A 16884-nucleotide genomic window follows, 5' to 3' on the forward strand; every position below is an offset into this window, starting at 1 on the left:
ATCATTCCCACTCGATCGTGCCGGGCGGCTTGCTCGTATAGTCGTAGGTCACCCGGTTCACGCCGCGCACCTCGTTGACGATACGGGTCGCGACACGCGGCAGGAAGCCGGCGGGGAATTCGAACGCCTCCGCGGTCATGCCGTCGATCGAGGTCACCGCGCGCAGCGCCAGCACGCTGTCGTACGTGCGGCCGTCGCCCATCACGCCCACGCTGCGCACCGGGGTGAGCACCGCGAAGGCCTGCCAGATCGTGTCGTAGAGGCCCGCATTGCGGATCTCCTCCAGGTAGATCGCGTCGGCCTTGCGCAGGATGTCGCAGCGTTCCTTGGTGACTTCGCCGGGTATGCGGATCGCGAGGCCCGGCCCCGGGAACGGATGGCGGCCGACGAACACGTCGGGCAGCCCCAGCTCGCGGCCCAGCGCGCGGACCTCGTCCTTGAACAGCTCGCGCAGCGGCTCGACCAGCTGCATGTTCATCCGCGCGGGCAGGCCGCCGACATTGTGGTGGCTCTTGATCGTCACCGACGGGCCGCCGGTGAAGCTCACGCTCTCGATCACGTCCGGATACAGCGTGCCCTGTGCAAGGAAATCGGCGCCGCCGATCTTCTTGGCCTCGGCCTCGAACACGTCGATGAAGGTCTTGCCGATGAACTTGCGCTTCGCCTCGGGGTCGGTGACGCCGGCGAGGCCGCCGAGGAACAGCTCCTCCGCGTCCACATGGACGAGCGGGATATGGTAATGCTCGCGGAACATGGTGACGACCTGGTCGGCCTCGCCTGCCCGCATCAGGCCGTGATCGACGAACACGCAGGTCAGCTGGTCGCCGATCGCCTCATGGATCAGCACCGCGGCCACCGCGGAATCGACCCCGCCCGAAAGCCCGCAAATCACCTTGCCGTCGCCCACCTGCTGGCGGATCTCGGCGATCTTGGCGGCGCGGAACTCGGCCATGGTCCAGTCGCCCGACAGGCCGCAGACATGGCGCACGAAGTTCGCGAGCAGCTTGGCGCCGTCGGGGGTGTGCACCACCTCGGGGTGGAACTGCATCGCATAATAGCGGCGCTCGTCGTTAGCGATCACCGCATAGGGCGCGCCGGGGCTGGCCGCGACGGGGCGGAAGCCGGGGGCCAGGCTCGCCACCTTGTCGCCATGGCTCATCCACACCTGGTGGCTTTCACCGGTCTGCCACAGGCCGTCGAACAGCGCACAGCCATCCGCGATCTCGATAAAGGCGCGGCCGAACTCGCCGCTGTCGCCCTGCACCACCTGGCCGCCCAGCTGATGCATCATCACCTGCTCGCCATAGCAGATCCCCAGTACCGGCAGGCCGCTGTCGAAGATCACCTGCGGGACGCGGGGGCTGCCTTCGTCCAGCACCGAGGCGGGCGAACCGGAGAGGATGATGCCCTTGGGCTGCATCCGGGCAAAGGCCTCGGCTGCCGTGGTGAAGGGTGCGATCTCGGAATAGACCCCGGCTTCGCGAACGCGGCGTGCGATCAGCTGGGTCACCTGGCTGCCGAAATCGACGATCAGGATGGAGTCGGTGTGCTGGAGCGTCATGGCTGGCCGATAGGGAGCGATCGCCGGGCTGTCAAAGGGGTGCGGGCGATCAGGCGCGCAGGGGTTCGCTGGCGATCGGGTGGCGCACGCAGGCGAGCGTGCCGACCAGCACGGTAAGCCCCGCCACCAGCAGCGGAATCGCCAGGCCGTAGCGGTTGACGAGCAGCGCGCCGACACAGGCGCCGACCAGGATCGCCGCCACCGCCGCAAGACGCCGCCCGATATTGGGGTTCCGCCCGCCCGCGAAGTGCGAATCGGCGGCGATGCCGGTGAGCGTCAGCGTCAGCACGGTGGTGGTCAGGTCCGGCACCTTGAGTTGGCGGATCGTCGCGTTGCGGAAGCCCATCGCGATCGCGGTCAGCGCGATGATCGCGAAGACGCAGGTCTCGGGCAGGATGCCCATCGCCCCAGCCCATGCGGCAACGCCTGCGGCCACGCCGAACAGCACCGCTTCGATCGCCGCGGCCAGCACCAGCCAGCGCCGCAGCGGCTGCCCGGCGAGATGCGACCCCACCTTGCCCGCGACGAGCGCGCCGACCAGGAAGGAGGCCAGCGCGACGATATAGGGCGCGATGGTGAAGCCCGGCGTGCCCGCGGCCGCGAAGCCGAGAAACACGATATTGCCGGTCATGTTCGCGGTGAACACCTTGCCGAGCCCGAGCACGCTCACCGCGTCGACCAGTCCGGTGGTGACGGAGAGCAGCAGGAGCAGCGGCGGGAGCGGGGAAGCGGCGGTCTTGGGATCGGCCATGGCGGGGGTCCTCAGAATCGGAAATTGCTCTCCAGGCCGATCATCCGGATCGGGCGGGGCGCGCCGGTCTCGCGCAGGAAGCGACCGGCCTGGAAGAAGGAAAGCGAGGCGGAAAGTTCGAGTTCGGCGGTCGCCTGCCAGGCGATCGCCCCTTCGATCTGCTTGCCGATGAAGCGGGCGCGGCTGATGCCGGGGGCGCGGAGCAGGTTGCCGGGGATGTCGTAGACGCCGTCTGTCGCGCTGTAGCGCCAATAGGCACTGCCGGCGATGCTGGCGGAAACGCCGCCGCCCAGCGTGCCGGCGATGCGCGGGTTGAGGTTGACCAGGTTGTACGGGCCGACCGGCGACAGCTCGCCGAAATATTTGCCCTTGGGGAACAGCGCGTTGAACGTGCCCAGCCGGCGATCCCCGGCATGGCCGTCGCCGCTGATGACGTTGAAGCGGAGCACCGCGTCGGGCGCGAAGGGCAGGTTCGGGAGTTTGCGGCCGAGTTCGGTGCCGAGCGTCCAGGCGACGATCGGCCCATCGGCGAAGCGGCCGAACTGGGCGACACCTTCCACATTCCAGTGCCAATTGTCGCGCGCGCCATAGACGCGCGCGCCGACGCTGTGGCGCAGCTCGCGGCCGGTGCGGTCGCCGAAATGCGCGGTGCGGTTGCGATAGCCGAGATAATAGAGGTCGAGACCCGGCAGCACGGCATAGGCGCCCCAGAGCCTCTTGGTCGAAGAGGTACGGTCGTCGAACGTCCCCAGCCGCGGCGCGACCGGGGAGACAGCCAGCAGGCTGATTTTCGCACGCCCGACCGCCACGATCCCGCGCACGCCGTCGAAGGCGAGCGGCACATTGGGGCCATAACGCGTACCGATCAGCCGCTCGGTGCCGAGCGACAGCATCTGCCGCCCGCCGCGCAGGGTGAGCGCGCCGAGATCGACCTCGGCGAAGCCCTGGAGCAGATCGGTGCGGGTCTGGTCGACCGGGCCGGCGGCGGGCCGTACACCGGCGGCATAGGCGAGGATCGGCTGGGCGAAGGCGCGGACGCGGCCGACATGGAGATCGGCATAGGGCAGCGCGCGCGTCCAGAGATAGGCGTCGTCGGGCGAGGCCGCGTTGCCGAGCGCGTTGTCGGCGAAGGATTCGCTGCGCAGCCGGACTTCGATGCCGGTGGAAAGCCATGCATCGCCCGCGAGCGGGATGTATTTGAACGGGCCGGTCCAATGGTGCGCGCGCTTCTCGGCGTCGGCGAGGTCGGACCAGTCCTCGTCATAGCGGGTGATGCTGAGCGTCGGCGCCTGCCAGGGTTCGGGGGCGGGAATGGGTTCTGCAATCCCCCCCGCCTGCGCTCCCCTCCCGCTTGCCGGAGGGGCTGACGTGGTAGAAGCGCTGCGAGGTTCCAGCCCCTCCCGCAGGCGGGAGGGGAACGCTAGCAGAGACGTCGGGAGGTGCGCGGCGGGCGCCACCAATACCACCGCCGCGGCGAGACTAGCCACGCCGCTTCGCCTGCTCCGCCACCAGCGCCGCGAGGACGAAGCCGCCGATCAGGCCGAGATGCTCGAAAAAGGCGTTGGTCGCGCCGAACCGCTCGGGCCCCGGCGGCAGCGTCCAGAAGGCGTTGGCGGTGCAGGCGGCGAGCAGGGTGAACACCCCCAGCATCCCCGCCCCCAGCCAGACCCAGCGCCCCGCAAGGATCAGCACCGGCCCGACCAGCTCCACCGCAATGGTCAGCGCCGCCCAGAGCGCGGGCGGATGCATGCCGAAATGCGCCTGCTCCGCCACCGCGCCCGGCCAGTCGGTGAGCTTGACCAGCCCGCCGAGCAGATACGCGCCGACCAGCAGCAGCCGGGCGAGCAACCAGGTCGGCCGCCAGTCGAGAACGGCGTCGACGAAGCGCGGGTCAGGCGCGTCCATGGTCATTTGCCCGCGGGGCCGTGGATCTCGGCGATATAGCCGCCGGGGAAGCGCACGATCGCCGCGCGCCCGCCGGCCGCGGCAGTGGGCTGCACCAGCGTCTCGACCCCGGCCGCCTTGGCCTTGGCCAGCGTCGCGTCGAGATCGGGCACGGCATAGCCGGTCATGTCGCGACCATAGGGCCAGGGCAGCAGCCCGTCGGTGACGAACACCACCATCTTGCCATAGCCGCTGGTGATCGCGATGCGGCGGATCGTCTTGCCGGGCTCGCCCACTTCGGCGCCGGGCGCCGCCCGGTCATCGGCGGTCACCTTGGCATGCGCATAGCCGACCCAGCTCTGCACGAAGCGATCGGCGACATCCGCGGTCAGGTAGATGCGGTTCTCGGGCACGGTTTCCAGCGGCGCGTAGCTCGGCTTGGTGGTGTGCCAGTAGAGCTGCATGTTCACCCCGCCCGGCCACTGGATCAGCGAATCGCGGCCGATCGGATCGGGGAACGTGACCAGACGACGCACCGCGCCATGCTGCACCGCTGCCTTCACCGCCGCATCGATGTCGGTCACCAGATAGCCGGTGCGCTCGTCACCGAAGGGGAATGGGATCGGCGTCTTGAACCCGAACACCGAAACGGTGCCGGCGGGCGTCAGCACCAGCTGCGACTTGGTAAGGCTGGTGGTGGGCGTCACCTGGAACACGCCCTGCTTGCTGGTCGTGCCGCCGAAGGTCGCCTGGAAGCTGGTGACGAAGCTGTCGAACTGGTCTTCCGGCACATAGACATGGGTGGTGTCGTATTGCGGGCCGACCGAATAATCGGCGGTCTGCTGGGCGAGCACCGGCGTCGCGACGACCAGGGCGGAGGCGAGGAGGAAGAGGCGCATGGCGAAACTCCTGAAGTTGGGAGACAGGAAGCGTTTCCTCCCCCAGCTTTGCTGGGGGAGGGGGACCATGTGCGCCAGCACATGGTGGAGGGGTCGCCGCGGCACGCGGCGGTGATGGGGGCGTGGATGGCGAACCGCGCCTGACGGCGCGGCCCCTCCACCCCGCCGCTGCGCGGCGCGGTCCCCCTCCCCTGCTCGGGCAGGGGAGGATCTGCGCTAACGCCCATCACACCGCCCAGCAGCCGCAGCCGAGCGCCCCCCAGAAGCTCTGGACGTCGGCGGCCGGCACCTGCGCGCCGAGGGCAGCAGCATGGTCATGGCCGTGGACCGAACAGCTGCTGTGGCAGGCGCAGGCGGAGGCGAGCTGGGCGCGCGCCTCGGGCGACTGGTGGTACCCGCCGAAGGTCGCGACCGGCGACCAGTCGGGCATCGGCCGGGGCAGCGCAGGCGCGAGCGGGGCATAGTCACCGTCGCCATGTACTACCTGCCCGCCGAGCAATGTCAGCACCGAGCGGATATGGACGATCTGGTCCTCGGGCACCGAGAAGTAATCGGCCGACAGCACCGCGAGATCGGCGAGCTGGCCGGCCTTGATCTGCCCCTTCTTGCCGACCTCGTTCGAGAACCAGGTGTTCTCGTGCGTCCACATGGCGAGCGCCTTTTCGCGGCTGACGCGGTTGGCGCCGGGATAGAGCGATAGCCCACCGACGGTGCGGCCGGTCACCAGCCAGCTGAGCGACACCCAGGGATTGTAGCTCGCCACCCGCGTCGCATCGGTGCCCGCACCCACCGGCAGGCCGGCGGCGAGCATCTTGGCGATCGGCGGGGTGCGCTCTGCGGCTTTCGCGCCGTAGCGCTCGACGAAATATTCGCCCTGATACGCCATACGGTGCTGCACGGCGATGCCGCCGCCCAGCGCCGCGATCCGGTCGATGTTGCGGTCGCTGATCGTCTCGGCATGGTCGAAGAACCAGTGGATGCCGGTCAGCGGGATGTCGCGGTGGACCTTCTCGTACACGTCGAGCGCGCGGCCGATCGTCTGGTCATAGGTGGCGTGGAGGCGCCACGGCCAGCGATGCTCGGCGAGCAGGCGGATTACCGGCTCCAGATCGCCTTCCATGGTGGGCGGCATGTCCGGTCGGGCGACGCGGAAATCCTCGAAGTCGGCGGCGGAGTAGACCAGCATTTCGCCCGCGCCGTTGTGGCGATAGCTGTCGTCGCCCTGCCCCGGCGTCACCTGCTTCACCCAGCCGGCGAAATCGGCCAGCTCTTGCCTAGGCTTCTGGGTGAACAGATTGTAGCTGATCCGCACGGTCAGCTGGCCGTCGGCGTGGAGCTTCTCGATGATCTGATAGTCGTCGGGATAATTCTGGAAGCCGCCGCCCGCGTCGATCACACCGGTAACGCCAAGCCCGTTCACTTCGCGCATGAAGTGGCGGGTGGAATTGATCTGATAGTCCTCGGGCAGCTTCGGCCCCTTGGCGAGCGTCGAATAGAGGATCGTCGCGTTGGGCTGGGCAAGCAGCAGGCCGGTGGGATTGCCCGCGGCATCGCGGACGATTTCGCCGCCCGGCGGGTTGGGCGTGTCCTTGGTATAGCCCACCACCCGCAGCGCCGCGGCATTGAGCAGCGCGCGATCATAGAGGTGGAGGATGAAGACGGGCGTATCGGGGGCGACCGCGTTGAGCTCGTCGATCGTCGGCAGCCGCTTCTCGGCGAACTGGTGCTCGGTGAAGCCGCCGACCACGCGCACCCATTGCGGCGCGGGCGTGTTGTCGACCTGGCGCTTGAGCATCGCCATCGCGTCGGCAAGGCTGGGCACGCCGTCCCAGCGCAGCTCCATATTGTAGTTCAGCCCGCCGCGGATGATGTGCATGTGGCTGTCGATCAGCCCCGGGATCACCCGGCGGCGATGCGCGTCGATCACCTGTGCTTGCGGCCCGACGGCGGCGCGGACCTCGGCTTCGCTGCCGACGGCGAGGAACTTGCCGTCGCGGATCGCGATTGCCTCGGCCACCGGGTTCTCCCGGTCGAGCGTCGTCACCTGGGCGTTGACGAGGATCAGGTCGGTGGCGGGCATGCGGGCATTCCTTGCGAAGAGCGGGGTAGGCAGCAGCGCGCCGGCGGCGGTCGCGCCGGCGGCTGCGAGGGTCTGGCGGCGGGTAAGGCTCATGCCTGGTCGTCGGGCTTCTTCACCGGCACGCCGAGGATCTGCTCGGCGCAGTCGGTACGGAGATAGGCGACCACATCGTGGCCGGCGAACAGCCGCTTCGCCACCGGCACCACCTGCTCGCCGACGAGCATACCGAGCAGGCCGATCAGCGCGATCGTGGGCGGCGCGGGCGAGCGGACGCCGAGGAGGCTGTAGATGACGCCGACCAGCAGACCGACGGCGAGCGAGATCAGATAGGGCTTCATCTGCAGATCCTCCCCGGCGCCCGTCGATCAGCCGCGCACGAAGGCGAGGATGTCGGGGTTCAGCACGTCGGCATGCGTGGTGAGCAGCCCATGCGGATAGCCCGGGTAGATTTTCAGCGTCGGGTTCGGCAGCAGCTTGGCCTGCAGCTCGGCGCCCTGATGATACGGCACCACCTGGTCGTCGTCGCCGGCGAGCACCAGCGCCGGCACCGTCATCGCCTTCAGGTCGGCGGTCTGGTCGGTTTCGGAGAAGGCCTTGATGCCGTCATAATGGGCCTTGGCGCTGCCCATCATGCCCTGGCGCCACCAATTGTCGATCACGCCCGGATAGACCTTCGCGCCCTCGCGGTTGAAGCCGTAGAAGGGGCCGGCGGCGACATCGCGGAAGAACTGCGCGCGGTTGTCCGCGGTGCCCTTGCGGAAACCATCGAACACGCTGATCGGCAGGCCGTTCGGATAGGCGTCGGTCTTGGCCATGATCGGCGGCACGGCCGCGACCAGCACCGCCTTGGCGACGCGGCCCTGCGGGATGCCATATTTGGCGACATAGCGGGCGACTTCGCCGCCGCCGGTCGAGTGCCCGATATGCACCGCGTTGCGAAGGTTCAGATGCTCGGCAACGGCGGCTGCGTCGGCGGCATAATGGTCCATGTCATGGCCATCGCTCACCTGCTCCGAACGGCCATGGCCGCGGCGGTCATGCGCGACGACGCGGAAGCCGTTCGCCAGGAAGAACAGCATCTGGGCATCCCAATCGTCCGACGAAAGCGGCCAGCCATGGTGGAACATGATCGGCTGGGCATCCTTGGGGCCCCAATCCTTGAAGAAGATCGAGACGCCGTCCTTGGTGGTCACGGTGGAAGTCATGGGAAGCATTCCTTGTCGTTGGGGGCAGGAAACGGGGTGGGCCCGGCAGCGCTGGAGAGGGGGCGCGCCGCCGGACCCGGGGCAAACTCAATGGCCTTCGGAGGCGCCGAACATCGTCTTGGCGTAGGTGACGCCCAGGCCGTACGCCCCGCCCCACTGCTTCGCGATGCCGGTGGTCGAGTCGTAGGTCTCGGCGCGCGCCCAGTCGCGCTGCAGTTCCAGCAGATACTGGAGCGATGTCATCGGCACGGCGCCGAGCTGGATCATCCGCTGCACGGCGCGTTCATGCGCTTCGGTGGAGATGTCGCCGCAGGCATCGGCGATGAAATAGGCTTCGAACCCTTGGTCGATCGCCGAGGCGACCGGGCCGACGATGCAGACGCTGGTCCACAGGCCGGCGAACACGATCCGCGGCTTGGCGATGCGATTGACCTCTTCGATCACCGCGGCGTCTTCCCAGGTGTTCATCGAGGTGCGGTCGAGCAGCGTCTGGCCCGGGAACGCATCGGTCACTTCGCTGAACATCGGGCCGGAGAAGCTCTTCTCGGCAACGGTGGTGAGGATCGTCGGCACGCCGAACGACTTGGCGCCGCGGCTGATCAGCGCGGCATTGTTGCGCAGGATGGTGGCATCGATCGACTTGGTGGCGAACGCCATCTGCGACTGGAAATCGATGAGGACGAGCGCATGGTTGGTCGGCGAAATCAGCGACTTGCCCGGCGTGGCGGTGGCGGTGAGGGTCATGGTGCGGCTCCTGTTGCTGCCGGGGTGCGGCGTTGATGGGGCTAGAATAGCCGCGACGCATTTTCCGAAAACTCGGATAAGTTTATGCGTTACGTTCCATTCTATCGAACAGTCAGGTGAGCTGCGGCGGCTTTCACGCCATGTGGCGCAGGCAGCAGCGGCTCCCGTTCAGCAAGGGGCTAGGCCGAGCCGTGCCACGAATATTGGACGCGATTGATGCAATCCCGGACCGTTGGGCTCAGAAATGTCGGATTCCGCACGCAGCGTCGTCCTGGCGCAAGAGCGCGCCCGCATGTCAGGAAAATGGGGGCGGAACAGCCGGATAGGCCGCCTCCGCCGGCGCCTTACAGTTCGATCAGGCCGCGCTTCGCGGCAAGGGTGACGGCATGCGTACGGTCACTGGCGCCAAGCTTTGCGAACAGCGCCTTCATGTGGCCCTTCACCGTCTCTTCGGAGAGTTCGAGCCGGGCGGCGATCTGCTTGTTGGAGTTGCCCCATGCGGCAAGGGTAAGGACCGAGACTTCCCGTTCGGTCAGGTCCTCGTCGAGCACGTGCAGGGCAATCGCCGTCGCGACGCTCGCGTCGAGATGCTTGCCCCCATGGTGCACGGAGCGGATCGCCTCGAGCAGCTGGTTGCGCAGGCTGGCCTTGAGCAGATAGCCCATGGCCCCGGCCCGCAGCGCCTTGATCGCGCGACCATCGCCCGAATAGGTGGTCAGTACGATGATGCGCGCATCGGGCGACGCGGCACGGATCGCAGTGATTGCATCGAGGCCGGACATGTCGGCCATTTGCAGATCCATCAGCACCAGGTCGGGCTGAAGGCGCGCATATTCCCGGATCGCCTCGCCGCCGCCGCTTGCCTCGCCGGCGATCTCCATGTCGTCCTGCGTGGAGACCACCGCGCGCACGCCTTCGCGCAGCAACATGTGGTCATCGACCATCAGGATGCGGATCGGCGCCGTTGCCCGCGCAGGGACGCGCCCGCTGGAAACCCTCGTCAACATCCTAGGTGCCACCAATTCCCGAGATCGAACCGCAGTATAGCAGCTTTCGCTGCGCTGCGCATCCATGCCTCAGGACCATTCCGCCAGCGCGGCGCGCAGGGCTGCGGTGGTATCGGCGGCGGCGCCGTTGCGGATGTCGAAGGTCCACGCCATCGCCGCGTGATCGCCCTGGCTGTCGATCGCGGCAAGCGCACCTCGCATCATCGCCGTGGCCGTGGGCACGACAAGATCGTCCGGCAGGTCCAGCTCCGACCAGCCGAGCAGGCAACCGACGGAGGCGGCACCGATCCGCAGCGCCGCCCGCATGGCGAGCGCCGTGAGGTTGCCCACCGCCTCGGGATAGGCGGCGAGCGACGCTCCCATGCCGACAAGCATCAACGTCGCCGCGCGGACGGGCTCAGGCGGTCGGGTGAGCATCAGGGTTTCACCAAAGCCCCCCCCAAAAATCCCCCCCTCCCGTAACCTGGAAAGCGTGCCGTGTAGGGCCTGATCGACCGCTTCCGCTCCGCCCCGATGATCACCGCCTGTTATTTTTTCAGGCATGCCGATGACAAGAAGATCGCCGGCGGAGGCGACAACGTCGATTTGCGCTGCCGTGAATGTGACGCCACGCCAGCTGCCAATCGGCACCGAAATCGAGTTGCTCATACCGACATCCTGCTCCTTATCCCGCGGTCTTTGCCGCTCCGGAGAGGCTGCTCGCTGATCGAGGCCATGCGGTCATGCATCCTAGCGCTGACTTTTGAACATCTTTGCGCTGTTTTGTTCGCTTAGGCCCCATGCTGCCAGGCCCGCCTCCACGCGAGCGGCGTGGTACCGACAAGTCTGCGAAACAGGCGCGTCAGATGCGCCTGGTCGCTCAGCCCGCAGGCGCAAGCGATCTGGGACAGGGTGTCGCGGGTGTCGCGCATTTGCAGTTGCGCTCGGCGGATCCGCTGCCGCACGATATAGGCATGCGGCGTTTCGCCGGTACTCACCTTGAACGCACGGCAGAAATGGCCGGTGCTTAGCTGAGCGATTTCTGCAAGCGTCGCGGTGAAGATTGGCCCTTGAAGATAGGCATCCACATGATCGGCCACGCGACGCAACTGCCAACCGGCCAGCCCCCCCTTGGCGACACCATCCGCCAGCATTGGCCCCTCCGGTAGCAAGTCGCGAGGCTCAGCCCCGCCCTGCGGAACCAGCAGGCGGGATAGCCGCTCCAGATAACGGCGCGCCAGCAACGGATCCTCGTCCAGCGAGCGCATCGCTCCGGCGAGGAGGGCACTCAATTCAGGCGCGGTTCCCGAAGGGGTCGCCGCTGCAATGTCGATCAAAGCCTGGTGGTACATGGTTCCATCCCGTCTTGCCGGGTGGACTGTCGCGCAGCGCGGGCAGCGGCGGAATCGAACCTCCGCTGTGTCGAACATCACTTTGATTTGGGGCGGCTATACCAAGGTTTGGGATGACGGAGGCGTGCGCTTAACGGGTGCCGAAGGGCAGGATGCTTTCCAAGGTAGGCAATGGCGGTGCGCCGGGCACCATCTGTCCCCGGCGAAGCAAGAAGACATGCCGCACAATCTCCGCCTGCTGCTCGATGCCGTAGCGCTCCAGCATCCAGCCCGGCTTGATGCTGTAGTGGTAGCAACAGAAGGGATGCCGCCGCAGCACGAGGTTCAGCCCCTGCTGGTGTTGCCAGACGTGCACCAGCTCATGAATCAGATGCCCCTGCAGCCCCAGCCCTTCGCTAGCAAAGCAGTCCCGATAGGCATCTCCCGCCGGATGGAAATGGAGATGCCCGCGCGGCGCCATGGTGACATTGCGCGGCTGGAAGAAAAACCATTTCCGCCGGTAGATGCGCACCGGGTCGAGGTCGATCGCGCCGCCGAACACGCCTCGGGCCAGCGCGCGCTCGGCGTCGGTGAGGGGGCGCCCCAGTCGCGGGTTGTCGCCGGACATGGTAGGCCTCCCTGCTTACTTTATGGTCAACCCCGTCCACTTGGCGGCGAACGCCCAGAGATCGGCTGTTTCCTCGATCACCTTGTCGGTCGGCTTGCCCGAGCCGTGGCCGGCGCGGGTTTCGATGCGGATCAAATGCGGACGGTCGCCGATCTGCGCGTGCTGCAGTGCCGCCGTGTATTTGAAGCTGTGCCCCGGCACCACGCGATCGTCGGTATCCGCGGTGCTCACCAGGATGGCGGGGTACTCCACGCCACTTTTGATGTTGTGGTACGGGGAATAGGCGTAGAGCCGCTTGAAGTCGGCTTCCTTCGAGGGGTAGCCGTAATCGTCTACCCAGTAGCGGCCGGCCGTGAACCGGTCGAATCGGGTCATGTCCATCACGCCTACTGCTGGCAGTGCCGCCGCGAACAGGTCCGGACGCTGGTTGGTGACCGCGCCGACCAGCAGGCCGCCGTTCGAGCCGCCCTGGATCGCCAATTGCCCCTTACCGGTGATGCCTTCCTTGATCAGAAACTCGCCCGCGCCGATGAAATCGTCGAATACGTTCTGCTTGTTGGCAAGGCGGCCGCCGTCGTGCCACGCCTTGCCATATTCGCCGCCGCCGCGGATATTCGCCACGACAAACGCGCCACCCTGTTCCAGCCAGGCCAGCCTGCCCGCCGAAAAGCCCGGCGTAATCGGGATGTTGAACCCTCCATAGCCATACAGGATCGTCGGCGCCGGGCCGGTGACGCTCTTCTTCTTGACGATGAACATCGGGACCTTGGTGCCGTCCTTTGAGGCATAGAAGCGCTGTTCTACCGCATAGTCCTGGGGGTTGAACGCGACCTTGGGCTGCGCCCAGGGCTCGGCTTTGCCGGTCTTCACATCATAGCGGAAGATCGTGGTTGGATAGTTGAAGCTTGTGAAGGCAAAGAAGGTTTCGCCCTGGTGCGGATGCCCGCCAAAGCCGCTCGCAGTGCCGATGCCGGGCAGGGCCACCTTGCCGTCGGGGGTGCCGTCCAGCTTGTAACGGCGCACCTCGGTGGCCGCATCGACCATGTAGCTCAATATCAGCCGCTCGCCGACGATTGACTGACCGGCAAGCGTTTCCTTCTGCTCCGGCACCACTTCGTGCGGCGTCAGGGCAGGATCCGCAAGGTCAATGGTGACGATCCGCTGGCGCGGTGCGCCGTCATCGGTGGCGAACCAGAACTTGGTGCCGACATTGCCGATCGGCGACCAGTCATGCTCGAGCGTGCCGATCACAGTCTTCGCCTTCCAGGCGGGATCCTTCAGGTCGACGATATGGACGAGGTTCTTGTTGTCCGTCCCCTCGCTGGTGGTGATCACCAGATAGCGGCCATCGTCGGTGATGCCGGCATAATGGCTCTGCTTGGGGGCGGTCGGCGTCTCGTAGACCAACTGGTCGGCACCCTGCTGGGTGCCGAGCTTGTGGAAATAGACGCGGTGGTTCTCGTTGAGCGCCTGGAACTTGGCGTCCGCCGGCGGCTCGGGATAGCGCGAGTAGAAGAATCCGCTGCCGTCCTTTGCCCAGGCGACGCCCATGGTGAACTTGGCCCAGCTCACCGTGTCGCCGGTATCTTTGCCGGTAGCGACGTCGAGCACCTTGATCGTGCGCCAGTCGGTACCACCGTCCTGGATCGAATAGGCGAGCAGCTTGCCGTCCTCGCTCGGCAACCATTCGGCGAGCGCTGTCGCGCCGTCCCTCGACCAGCCATTGGGGTCGATCAGCACACGGCCCTGCCCGTCCAAGCTGTCGCGAACGAATAGCACGGCTTGATTCTGGAGGCCGCTGTTGTGGGCATAGAAATACCGCCCGCCCTGCTGGCTTGGAACGCCGAAGCGCTCATAATCGAACAGCTGCTTGATTCGCGCCTTCAACGTGTCGCGGCCCGGAAGCGTCGCCAAATAGGCGTCGGTTACCTTGTTCTCCGCCTCGACCCAGGCCGCTACCTCCTTGTCATTACGAACGTCGTTTTCTAGCCAGCGATAGGGATCGGCGACCTTCACCCCGAACTGTTCGTCCACCACCTCGACGCGGCGGGTTTCGGGATAGGCGAACTTGGTCATCTGCGCGGTGTTCTCCGGCTTTGTGGTCTGGGCGAAGGCGGGGCTGGCGAGAAGTAACGGCAGGAACAAGGCACGGCGCATTCAACGGCTCCCCTGAGAATGCGCTCACCCTAGGGAGCCCCGGCCCGAGCCTCAAGCCAGTCCGGTAAGTTCGATAACCCAGGCAAAAGCAGCCAGTGGCGACAGCGCAAGCAGCGCGGCGATCCACGCGCCGATGTTGGCGGGGGCAGACACGCGCACCCGCTTGGACTTGCGAGACATGCTGTTTCTCCAGCACCGCCTATCGCGGCGGTACAACCTTCGGCGGCGGAAATGGGATCAGCCGGGGAGATTGCAAGCGAAACCAAACTTGGGTTTCGGAAAACAAAACTGCGCAAACGAAAAGGGCGGCCGCTGGTGCGACCGCCCTCCCCTTTCGTTCCGAACGAGTGCCGATCAGGCGGTTTCGTCGAAATCCTCGTCCGACAGCACCGGGCCCGAATCCTGGCCCTTGGCCGAGACGTCGCGGTCGACGAACTCGATGATCGCCATCGGCGACGCGTCCGAAGCGCGGATGCCGGCCTTGATGATGCGGGTGTAGCCGCCGTTGCGATCGGCATAGCGCGCGGCCAGCACATCGAACAGCTTCACCAGCTGGGTGTCGTCCATCAGGCGCGCATGGGCCAGACGACGGTTGGACAAGCCACCCTTCTTGGCGAGGGTGATCAGCTTCTCGACGTACGGGCGCAGTTCCTTCGCCTTGGCGACGGTGGTGGTGATCTGCTCGTGCTTAATGAGCGCGGCGCTCATGTTACGGAACAGAGCAATACGGTGAGCCGAGGTACGCTGCAGCTTACGACCGCCTACACGATGGCGCATGGTATCTTCCTTTCGTTCGTCCGGCAGCCGTTCAAGGTACTGCCGACCAGGCGGCGAAACAGGGCCACCGCCCAAAACCCGAGTCACGATTCCGTGAAGATGCGCCCAAGACCGTAAATCGACTGATTCGTCAAGTCCTAGCGAAGCCGTCGGCGTCGCGACATCCACAGCGCTAGTTGCAGCCCTCCTGCCGCGAACAGGAGCAGGAAGAAGAACGCGCCGAACAACACCGCCGCCAGTGCCACCCAAAATCCGAACGGATTGATCGCCCATGATGTGGACGCATCCGTGGCGGTCGAAACGACAATGCGGCCCGACCAGATCGCGCCCGCAGCACGCCACGCGCAGAGGGCGCCACCCCAACCACCGACCGCCAGGAAGAATAGTGCGCTCCGGAGGGTACTGCCGCTATTTTCGGACCTGCCGCGCTTTCGCGAGTCAAGCCAGCAGCCCAGGCTTGAGCCCGCGCCCACGACAAGCAAAAAACACGCACGACCCGCAGCCCACGCCCAATCCAGTCCGAGGCCGTTGGACCATCGATACAGCGCTTCAGCGGCGAAAATGACGCCGAGCGTGAGGAGGACGGAACCTAGCCGAGCCACGACCTCATCTTATCGCGACGCGATGTCTCTGCAACCCAACTCGTCGCGGACTCTTTGAAGCATCTGCAGCAAAAAGGGCCCCGCATCGCCGCGGAGCCCCTTCTGCACCTTCAGTCGAAGCGGAGATGGGCTCAGCCCATGATCTCCTGCTCGAGCTTCTTGGCCATTTCCTCGATATTCTCAGGCGGCCAGCCCGGGATTTCCATGCCCAGGCGCAGGCCCATGCTGGAGAGGACTTCCTTGATCTCGTTGAGCGACTTGCGGCCGAAGTTCGGCGTGCGCAGCATCTCGGCTTCGGTCTTCTGAACCAGATCGCCGATATAGATGATGTTGTCGTTCTTGAGGCAGTTGGCCGAGCGGACCGAAAGCTCCAGCTCGTCGACCTTCTTGAGCAGATAGCGGTTGATCTGCGCGGCATCGCCCGCACCACCTTCCGCCGGCGCCGCTGCTGGCGCCATGCCGACCGGGGCTGCCCGGGTGATCGACGAATCGTCGAAGTGGACGAACAGCGCCAGCTGATCCTGCAGGATCCGCGCGGCATAGGCCAGCGAGTCCTCCGGGGTCACCGTGCCGTCGGTCTCGACAGTCAGCGTGAGCTTGTCGTAATCGAGCTCCTGGCCGACGCGGGTGTTCTCGACCTTGTACGAAACCTGGCGGACCGGGCTGAACAGCGCATCAACCGGGATCAGGCCGATAGGCGCATCCGCCGGGCGGTTCGCGGTGGCGGGCACATAGCCCTTACCCACGTCCGCGGTCAGTTCCATGTTCAGCGTCGCGCCGTCGTCGAGGTGGCAGATCACCAGCTCGGGGTTCATCACTTCGATGTCGCCCGAAACCGCGATATCACCCGCCTTCACTTCTGCCGGGCCGGTGGCCGACAGCTGGAGACGCTTCGGGCCTTCGCCCTGCATCTTGAGCGCAATCTGCTTCACGTTGAGGACGATGTCGGTCACGTCCTCGCGCACGCCGGCGAGCGACGAGAATTCGTGCAGCACGTTCTCGATCTTGATCGAGGTGACCGCCGCGCCCTGCAGCGACGACAGCAGCACGCGACGCAGCGCGTTGCCGAGCGTGAGGCCGAAGCCACGCTCCAGCGGCTCGGCGACGAAGGTCGACTTCCGCTTGGGATCGCCACCGGGCTTCTTCTCGAGGCCGTTGGGCTTCTTGAGTTCCTGCCAGTTCTTAGCGTTGACCGACACGGGCTTTCCTCATGTTGGGCGGGGAAGAGGCATTCCCCGCCAGGTAACTACTGCAAGACCGCAGACCCGCCTCAGGGCCC

18 protein-coding genes are annotated in these 16884 nt (G+C 66.3%); all 18 read right to left on the reverse strand.

The annotated features are described in order from the left end of the window. Nucleotide 1 precedes the first annotated feature (1 nt). The 18 genes from guaA to A7X12_RS20570 all read right to left on the reverse strand — a co-directional run bounded on the left by guaA (nucleotide 2) and on the right by A7X12_RS20570 (nucleotide 16804). Nucleotides 2-1561: a glutamine-hydrolyzing GMP synthase gene (guaA, locus tag A7X12_RS20490; RefSeq protein WP_064313313.1), complete on the reverse strand. Its 1560-nt coding sequence runs from the start codon at nucleotides 1559-1561 to the stop codon at nucleotides 2-4. A gap of 49 nt (nucleotides 1562-1610) precedes the next feature. After that, nucleotides 1611-2312, reverse strand: coding sequence for a YoaK family protein (locus tag A7X12_RS20495; protein WP_064313314.1), 702 nt, complete (start codon nucleotides 2310-2312; stop codon nucleotides 1611-1613). Nucleotides 2313-2323: 11 nt separating this feature from the next. After that, nucleotides 2324-3637 (reverse strand): alginate export family protein, encoded by a 1314-nt coding sequence (locus A7X12_RS20500; RefSeq protein WP_064313487.1) that lies wholly within the window; start codon nucleotides 3635-3637, stop codon nucleotides 2324-2326. 154 nt (nucleotides 3638-3791) lie between these two features. Then, nucleotides 3792-4223, reverse strand: coding sequence for a DoxX family protein (locus A7X12_RS20505; protein ID WP_064313315.1), 432 nt, complete (start codon nucleotides 4221-4223; stop codon nucleotides 3792-3794). Next, a complete protein-coding gene (locus A7X12_RS20510) occupies nucleotides 4220-5095 on the reverse strand; it encodes a VOC family protein (protein WP_064313316.1) in 876 nt (291 codons plus the stop codon). Before A7X12_RS20510 ends, A7X12_RS20505 begins: the two co-directional genes overlap by 4 nt. A 226-nt stretch (nucleotides 5096-5321) precedes the next feature. Next, nucleotides 5322-7175 (reverse strand): amidohydrolase, encoded by a 1854-nt coding sequence (locus tag A7X12_RS20515; protein ID WP_064313488.1) that lies wholly within the window; start codon nucleotides 7173-7175, stop codon nucleotides 5322-5324. Between the two features lie 89 nt (nucleotides 7176-7264). Beyond that, nucleotides 7265-7513: a XapX domain-containing protein gene (locus A7X12_RS20520; protein WP_064313317.1), complete on the reverse strand. Its 249-nt coding sequence runs from the start codon at nucleotides 7511-7513 to the stop codon at nucleotides 7265-7267. Nucleotides 7514-7540: 27 nt separating this feature from the next. Continuing rightward, nucleotides 7541-8380 (reverse strand): alpha/beta fold hydrolase, encoded by an 840-nt coding sequence (locus tag A7X12_RS20525; RefSeq protein ID WP_064313489.1) that lies wholly within the window; start codon nucleotides 8378-8380, stop codon nucleotides 7541-7543. Between the two features lie 87 nt (nucleotides 8381-8467). Then, entirely contained in the window at nucleotides 8468-9124 is a 657-nt protein-coding gene (locus A7X12_RS20530) for a hydrolase (protein WP_064313318.1), read from the reverse strand. A 344-nt stretch (nucleotides 9125-9468) separates the two neighbouring features. Beyond that, nucleotides 9469-10131 carry a response regulator gene (locus A7X12_RS20535; protein ID WP_064313319.1) on the reverse strand — a complete coding sequence of 221 codons (663 nt, stop codon included), beginning with the start codon at nucleotides 10129-10131 and terminating at the stop codon, nucleotides 9469-9471. Between the two features lie 69 nt (nucleotides 10132-10200). Continuing rightward, a complete protein-coding gene (locus A7X12_RS20540) occupies nucleotides 10201-10779 on the reverse strand; it encodes a M17 family peptidase N-terminal domain-containing protein (RefSeq protein WP_064313320.1) in 579 nt (192 codons plus the stop codon). Between the two features lie 122 nt (nucleotides 10780-10901). After that, complete coding sequence (locus A7X12_RS20545; protein WP_084445832.1) at nucleotides 10902-11462, reverse strand: helix-turn-helix domain-containing protein; 561 nt, start codon at nucleotides 11460-11462, stop codon at nucleotides 10902-10904. 130 nt (nucleotides 11463-11592) lie between these two features. Continuing rightward, nucleotides 11593-12069 carry a hypothetical protein gene (locus A7X12_RS20550; protein WP_064313322.1) on the reverse strand — a complete coding sequence of 159 codons (477 nt, stop codon included), beginning with the start codon at nucleotides 12067-12069 and terminating at the stop codon, nucleotides 11593-11595. 15 nt (nucleotides 12070-12084) lie between these two features. Further along, on the reverse strand, nucleotides 12085-14226 hold the full coding sequence (locus A7X12_RS20555) for a prolyl oligopeptidase family serine peptidase (protein WP_064313323.1): 2142 nt from the start codon (nucleotides 14224-14226) through the stop codon (nucleotides 12085-12087). A 51-nt stretch (nucleotides 14227-14277) separates the two neighbouring features. Beyond that, nucleotides 14278-14406 carry a hypothetical protein gene (locus A7X12_RS26655; RefSeq protein ID WP_269747836.1) on the reverse strand — a complete coding sequence of 43 codons (129 nt, stop codon included), beginning with the start codon at nucleotides 14404-14406 and terminating at the stop codon, nucleotides 14278-14280. Between the two features lie 174 nt (nucleotides 14407-14580). Further along, nucleotides 14581-15003, reverse strand: a complete 423-nt coding sequence (rplQ, locus tag A7X12_RS20560) for a 50S ribosomal protein L17 (RefSeq protein WP_064313324.1) — start codon at nucleotides 15001-15003, stop codon at nucleotides 14581-14583. 137 nt (nucleotides 15004-15140) lie between these two features. Then, the gene (locus A7X12_RS20565) at nucleotides 15141-15605 is read right to left on the reverse strand and encodes a hypothetical protein (RefSeq protein WP_157105666.1); all 465 of its coding nucleotides are present in this window, start codon (nucleotides 15603-15605) and stop codon (nucleotides 15141-15143) included. Between the two features lie 131 nt (nucleotides 15606-15736). Next, nucleotides 15737-16804: a DNA-directed RNA polymerase subunit alpha gene (locus A7X12_RS20570; RefSeq protein ID WP_010545746.1), complete on the reverse strand. Its 1068-nt coding sequence runs from the start codon at nucleotides 16802-16804 to the stop codon at nucleotides 15737-15739. Between the last annotated feature and the right edge of the window lie 80 nt (nucleotides 16805-16884).

It is taken from the genome of Sphingomonas sp. TDK1, assembly GCF_001650735.1.
In the GTDB taxonomy this organism is placed as follows: Bacteria; Pseudomonadota; Alphaproteobacteria; order Sphingomonadales; family Sphingomonadaceae; genus Sphingomonas.

Bases quoted from the DNA above. Each gene is read 5' to 3' on its own strand.
- guaA (WP_064313313.1), bottom strand. From the start codon at position 1,561: ATGACGCTCCAGCACACCGACTCCATCCTGATCGTCGATTTCGGCAGC.
- A7X12_RS20495 (WP_064313314.1), bottom strand. From the start codon at position 2,312: ATGGCCGATCCCAAGACCGCCGCTTCCCCGCTCCCGCCGCTGCTCCTG.
- A7X12_RS20505 (WP_064313315.1), bottom strand. From the start codon at position 4,223: ATGACCATGGACGCGCCTGACCCGCGCTTCGTCGACGCCGTTCTCGAC.
- A7X12_RS20510 (WP_064313316.1), bottom strand. From the start codon at position 5,095: ATGCGCCTCTTCCTCCTCGCCTCCGCCCTGGTCGTCGCGACGCCGGTG.
- A7X12_RS20515 (WP_064313488.1), bottom strand. From the start codon at position 7,175: ATGCCCGCCACCGACCTGATCCTCGTCAACGCCCAGGTGACGACGCTC.
- A7X12_RS20520 (WP_064313317.1), bottom strand. From the start codon at position 7,513: ATGAAGCCCTATCTGATCTCGCTCGCCGTCGGTCTGCTGGTCGGCGTC.
- A7X12_RS20525 (WP_064313489.1), bottom strand. From the start codon at position 8,380: ATGACTTCCACCGTGACCACCAAGGACGGCGTCTCGATCTTCTTCAAG.
- A7X12_RS20530 (WP_064313318.1), bottom strand. From the start codon at position 9,124: ATGACCCTCACCGCCACCGCCACGCCGGGCAAGTCGCTGATTTCGCCG.
- A7X12_RS20535 (WP_064313319.1), bottom strand. From the start codon at position 10,131: ATGTTGACGAGGGTTTCCAGCGGGCGCGTCCCTGCGCGGGCAACGGCG.
- A7X12_RS20540 (WP_064313320.1), bottom strand. From the start codon at position 10,779: ATGAGCAACTCGATTTCGGTGCCGATTGGCAGCTGGCGTGGCGTCACA.
- A7X12_RS20545 (WP_084445832.1), bottom strand. From the start codon at position 11,462: ATGTACCACCAGGCTTTGATCGACATTGCAGCGGCGACCCCTTCGGGA.
- A7X12_RS20550 (WP_064313322.1), bottom strand. From the start codon at position 12,069: ATGTCCGGCGACAACCCGCGACTGGGGCGCCCCCTCACCGACGCCGAG.
- A7X12_RS20555 (WP_064313323.1), bottom strand. From the start codon at position 14,226: ATGCGCCGTGCCTTGTTCCTGCCGTTACTTCTCGCCAGCCCCGCCTTC.
- A7X12_RS26655 (WP_269747836.1), bottom strand. From the start codon at position 14,406: ATGTCTCGCAAGTCCAAGCGGGTGCGCGTGTCTGCCCCCGCCAACATC.
- rplQ (WP_064313324.1), bottom strand. From the start codon at position 15,003: ATGCGCCATCGTGTAGGCGGTCGTAAGCTGCAGCGTACCTCGGCTCAC.